7 protein-coding genes are annotated in these 4,475 nt (G+C 43.5%); all 7 read left to right on the forward strand.

The annotated features are described in order from the left end of the window. The first annotated feature begins 368 nt into the window (after positions 1-368). The 7 genes from PX482_RS16000 to PX482_RS16030 all read left to right on the forward strand — a co-directional run bounded on the left by PX482_RS16000 (position 369) and on the right by PX482_RS16030 (position 4,319). Positions 369-566 carry a hypothetical protein gene (locus PX482_RS16000; protein WP_002757710.1) on the forward strand — a complete coding sequence of 66 codons (198 nt, stop codon included), beginning with the start codon at positions 369-371 and terminating at the stop codon, positions 564-566. 362 nt (positions 567-928) lie between these two features. Continuing rightward, a complete protein-coding gene (locus PX482_RS16005; RefSeq protein ID WP_002757709.1) occupies positions 929-1,384 on the forward strand; it encodes a hypothetical protein in 456 nt (151 codons plus the stop codon). Positions 1,385-1,449: 65 nt separating this feature from the next. Further along, positions 1,450-1,767 (forward strand): hypothetical protein, encoded by a 318-nt coding sequence (locus PX482_RS16010; protein ID WP_002757707.1) that lies wholly within the window; start codon positions 1,450-1,452, stop codon positions 1,765-1,767. A gap of 42 nt (positions 1,768-1,809) precedes the next feature. Next, entirely contained in the window at positions 1,810-2,127 is a 318-nt protein-coding gene (locus PX482_RS16015) for a hypothetical protein (RefSeq protein ID WP_002757706.1), read from the forward strand. A gap of 79 nt (positions 2,128-2,206) precedes the next feature. Next, positions 2,207-2,953: a hypothetical protein gene (locus PX482_RS16020; protein ID WP_002757704.1), complete on the forward strand. Its 747-nt coding sequence runs from the start codon at positions 2,207-2,209 to the stop codon at positions 2,951-2,953. 163 nt (positions 2,954-3,116) lie between these two features. After that, a complete protein-coding gene (locus PX482_RS16025; RefSeq protein ID WP_288122676.1) occupies positions 3,117-3,932 on the forward strand; it encodes a DUF4351 domain-containing protein in 816 nt (271 codons plus the stop codon). Positions 3,933-3,980: 48 nt separating this feature from the next. Further along, complete coding sequence (locus tag PX482_RS16030) at positions 3,981-4,319, forward strand: hypothetical protein (RefSeq protein ID WP_043999571.1); 339 nt, start codon at positions 3,981-3,983, stop codon at positions 4,317-4,319. Positions 4,320-4,475 lie beyond the last annotated feature (156 nt).

Here is a 4,475-nt window from a genome sequence, read left to right on the forward strand (position 1 = left end):
TGAAATGGGGCGAAAGTCTGTGGACTCTGTGTAAGACAGTACATGGTTTTTTAACTGTGGTATGCGACGGTGGTGGAAGCAGAAACTTAAATCGTGAGGTTTAGGAATCGCCGCACTTTTAGGGCGGCGAGGATGTCAACTTCGCTCTCCTGTACGCTTAGGCGGGATCGCCCCTTCAACCGAATCGCCCGAACTCCTATTTTTCCAAGCCTCTCAGGGTAATGCCTTCAGCCAATCCTTAAAAAAGTATTAAGAAAACGGGAAGGGGTCAAAAAAAATAAGGAATTTTCGGATATCACCTTTTCCGTAAACTCCCCTATAATTGACGACTGTTTATCTTTATTCCTTTCTGTGAGGAGTTTAAACCTATGACATTATCAACACTTATCAAAAAATCGATCGGTGGTCGGGTCGCCCTTATCGGTCTATCTTTACTCGCTCCTGTATCTGGTGCGAGCGCCGCTACTTTTGGCTTTTCTTTCTCGAATGTGGATGGCCCGGTTAGTGGTACAGTTTCTGGGACAATAGAGTTGCCGGACGCGGCACTAACCACGGATGGGATATAGGCGGCTACCGCTCTTTCCGTCACCTCCGCTCCTGCCGCTTTAGGATACACGCTACCGGTTATTGGTACATTCCCATCATCGGGCCCTAATGCTTTTAATGTTGTGGGTGGTAATATCATTCTGTCCGGTACTCAATTCGCTCGTGGTCAATTGTTCGTAACGGGTTCTCCAAATGCATTTGGATTAAATTCTCCTCTCGGAACTCTATTCGGTACAAACGGGGTTGCTGATGCTTCAAGTGGAGTTTTAGACTCAAATAAAAGGATTTTCCGCCGCTAAAAATTCCGTAACCCCTTGACAATTTACCCGACTAGGGAGAGGAAATTATTTTTACTCCCTAGTCTCTTTCCCAAAAAATAAACATGAAACATTTTCCGCTTATTTCCCCTCGTAACGTTTTAGCTTCCGTAGCGATCGCTTTATCCCTCGGTTTAGGTTTAACCGCCCCTCTACAAGCGCAGTTAAGCGGTAGAGTGAACTTTGAACAGGGAAGTGATATGGCCGCCCTCAACGGGACAATTACAGGGCGTGAATACCGAGATTTTGTCTTAAGAGCGAGAAAAGGTCAAACCCTGATGGTTTCTCTTGCTGATGATGGGACAGGCAACCCAGAAGACAAGCATAGTGTATTTTTTAATATCCTGCCGCCCGGTAGTAATAATGTAGCGATTTATAACAGTTCTGCCCAAGGCCCCAACGCCATGGCTAAAATTAAACTCCCCAAAGATGGCGACTATACCATTCGTGTCTATCTCATGGGAGAAGCGAAAGACGGCAATCATACCGTTCCTTTCACCGTCTCGGTAACGATTAGGTAGTTATCGAAAAATCTTGAACGCATCCTAGAGATTATCGCCCCTCTTACTCTGTAAGAAAATCAATCATGTTCGAGTCTATAAAATTCAGCGCCATCGCCACCGGAATCGCCCTCGTCGCTACTTTACCAGTTTATGCCGCGAATACTGCTACCATGTTGTCGGCCTGCAAATCTCGCGCCGCTAATGCTTATAAAACCTCGCCGGGTAATATCGTCGTCAAATACGAAGGACAACGCACCGACGGCACTCACGCAGTTAACGGCACTTACGAGACAGATAAAATGGTCAATACTTTCCAATGTTCCTTTAACCGCAACGGCAACCAGATCGTCAAATTTATCAAAAACCTACCCTATTCCAAAGTGGACGAAGGCGCTATGTAATAACACGCTCACTTAGTCTTCATTGGAGGAGATCAAAAAAGCATGAAACCCGTTTATGTCTTGTTGATAGCTATTACCACGGGTGTTATCGGTGCGGGTATCGGATTGTTTCTAGGAGGGAAATTCTTGGGAACCCTCGGATTCACAGGTGGTGTAACCTACGGTGTTTGTGTCGCCACGGAAACGGGAAAACAAGCGGGTTTACTAACCCAATCGGAAACCGATCAACTCTTAAAACAAATTAAAGAAAGAGCGGGTTCAGATTTTAATTTGAAACCAGAACAAATCGAAGAATTCGCCAAAATCAACTGTCAAGACACCCTAGAAAAAGCGAAATCAGCCCGTTCGGAAAAAAACTAGACGGACGTTATAGTACAATTGTCCACAAATCTAGCGATCGCTGTAAAACATCTAATTAACTTGGGAAAAAACTTAAATCATGCGTAAACTCTTTTCCGCTTTTTTACTGGCCACCTTAATCACCACCCCAGTCATCTTACCTTCTCCCGCCTTAAGCGAAATCCGTAAAGAACGGGTGCAATTCAAAGCCGGAACCGAAGGAACCACTATTCAAGGCAAAATCAAGGGAGAACAAGTCGTTCAATACCTAATTCGCGCCAATGCTGGACAAAATATGTCGGTTAGCCTCTTGAGTGATAACGGGGGCGCTTCTTTCAATATTTTCGCACCGGGTAAAGTCCCCGGCAAAGACGCGGCGATGGTTATCGGGAACAACGTCGGTAATGCCCACGAGGGAATCCTACCGGCGGACGGCGATTATACGATCCAAGTGGGTTTGACTCGCAACTCGGCGCGGAATAATGAAGTGGCTAATTATCGCCTAAAAATCTTTATTTCCAATAATTACAACCAAAGCGATGCCAAAGTACCGGGGACAAATTACCATGCTACGGGTAATGTTACCTGTTCCATGGGCGATGGAAAACCAGCGGGATCTTGTCCCTTTGGTGTCACTCGTCGGGGGAACGGTAGCGCGGATGTCACTGTTACCAAACCCGATGGTCGCAAGCGTATCATTTTCTTTGAAAAGGGAAAAGCGATCGGTGCGGATACCAGTCAGGCAGATCCGGGAGAATTTAGCGCCTCGAAACAAGACGATATCTATATTATTCGCATCGGCAAGGAACGCTACGAGATTTTTGAAGCGATCATTTTTGGGGGTTAGGTGCTGCTTCTCGTAAGCGCCAAGGATAAAATCCCCATTGAGGATAGTTTTCAGTGCATCTTAGCCTTTAGGAGGGTTTTTACCCATCCTTTTGTTATTTTTGGGGATAGGGGTTTAATTTTGTTAAAATACAGGTCAGGCTTGACCTGTATTTGAATTGAAAATGTATGATTCCACCTGTAAATTTATCGCCCTTGAATATTCCAGAGACTTAGCCACTTGGTTACTAGGAAAACCCTTAGATTTAACGGAAATTAAACCCTCAGAATTATCCCTAGAACCGATTAGAGCCGATACGTTAATCTTTTTGGAGTCAGAAGAATTAATCTTACATATCGAGTTCCAAACCGACCCTAAAGAAGACATTCCCTATAGAATGCTAGATTATGCCACCAGACTCTATCGACGCTATCCCCATAAACCCATCCATCAAGTAGTAATTTATCTGAGGAAAAATGACTCCGCTAAAGTCCGCCAAAATGATTATCAACAAGGGAAAACCTATCATCAATTTGAAGTGATTAGACTCTGGGAACAACCCTCAGAAACCTTATTACAAGCACCGGGGCTATTTCCCTTCGCTATACTCGCTCAAGCTGAGAAACCAGAAAACTTACTGGGGCAAATTGCCCAAGAAATCGAGCAAATCAGCGATAGTCGAGAACAAAGCAATCTGGCCGCATCTACCGCCATCCTAGCTGGGTTAGTATTAAACAAAGACATCATTCAACGATTATTGAGGAAAGACATCATGAAAGAATCTGTTATCTATCAAGAAATCTGGTCGGAAGGTTTACAAGAGGGAGAAGCTAACCTCGTTTTACGTCTATTAAATCGCCGTATAGGTAGCATCTCTCCTGAATTATCCCCGAAGATCCGCAGCCTTTCCCTAGAACAGTTAGAAAACTTAGGCGAAGCTTTGTTAGATTTTCAGTCACTACAAGATTTAGAACAATGGCTCGAAAATTCGTCTTTGTAGCCAATTTTCTATCCTTATCTTCCTGATTCTAAACCCTGTTTTACCATCATGTCAGATCATCAAGCTAGTTATACCGTCAATGCGATGCTAGGGCGATTGTACTTGAAAAATAAGGCGTTTCAGTCGCTAAGTTTGGAAGAACAACAGTCGATAGTTTTAGACATCATTCAAGAATCATACCGTTGCGATGTAAATATCGGTGAAATTCTCGGCGATGCGTGTTTTTCTAATTCTGATAATGTTCAAGAACACAGAACCATAGCAACAATATTTCAAATTTGTTCTTACTGTCGAAAAGCATCATCTAACGTACAAGACTATGGAAAATTTCTGAAAGAAGGAATTTGTTTGGATTGTCTTGCCAAAGAGTTCCCTAATGGATATTAGAGCTAATGTAACTCCAAAATAGTAATAACTAATGTATGATTCTACCTGTAAATTTATCGCCCTTGAATATTCCAGAGACTTAGCCACTTGGTTACTAGGAAAACCCTTAGATTTAAGGCTCTTCGGTTTGTGTTATGCAATGGAGGGGGGTTATAA

This window comes from Microcystis sp. M53602_WE12 (genome assembly GCF_030065455.1).
GTDB lineage: Bacteria > Cyanobacteriota > Cyanobacteriia > Cyanobacteriales > Microcystaceae > Microcystis > Microcystis aeruginosa.

Coding starts and splice junctions, on each gene's coding strand:
- PX482_RS16010 (WP_002757707.1), top strand. CDS start 1,450: ATGTTCGAGTCTATAAAATTCAGCGCCATCGCCACCGGAATCGCCCTC.
- PX482_RS16030 (WP_043999571.1), top strand. CDS start 3,981: ATGTCAGATCATCAAGCTAGTTATACCGTCAATGCGATGCTAGGGCGA.
- PX482_RS16015 (WP_002757706.1), top strand. CDS start 1,810: ATGAAACCCGTTTATGTCTTGTTGATAGCTATTACCACGGGTGTTATC.
- PX482_RS16025 (WP_288122676.1), top strand. CDS start 3,117: ATGTATGATTCCACCTGTAAATTTATCGCCCTTGAATATTCCAGAGAC.
- PX482_RS16000 (WP_002757710.1), top strand. CDS start 369: ATGACATTATCAACACTTATCAAAAAATCGATCGGTGGTCGGGTCGCC.
- PX482_RS16020 (WP_002757704.1), top strand. CDS start 2,207: ATGCGTAAACTCTTTTCCGCTTTTTTACTGGCCACCTTAATCACCACC.
- PX482_RS16005 (WP_002757709.1), top strand. CDS start 929: ATGAAACATTTTCCGCTTATTTCCCCTCGTAACGTTTTAGCTTCCGTA.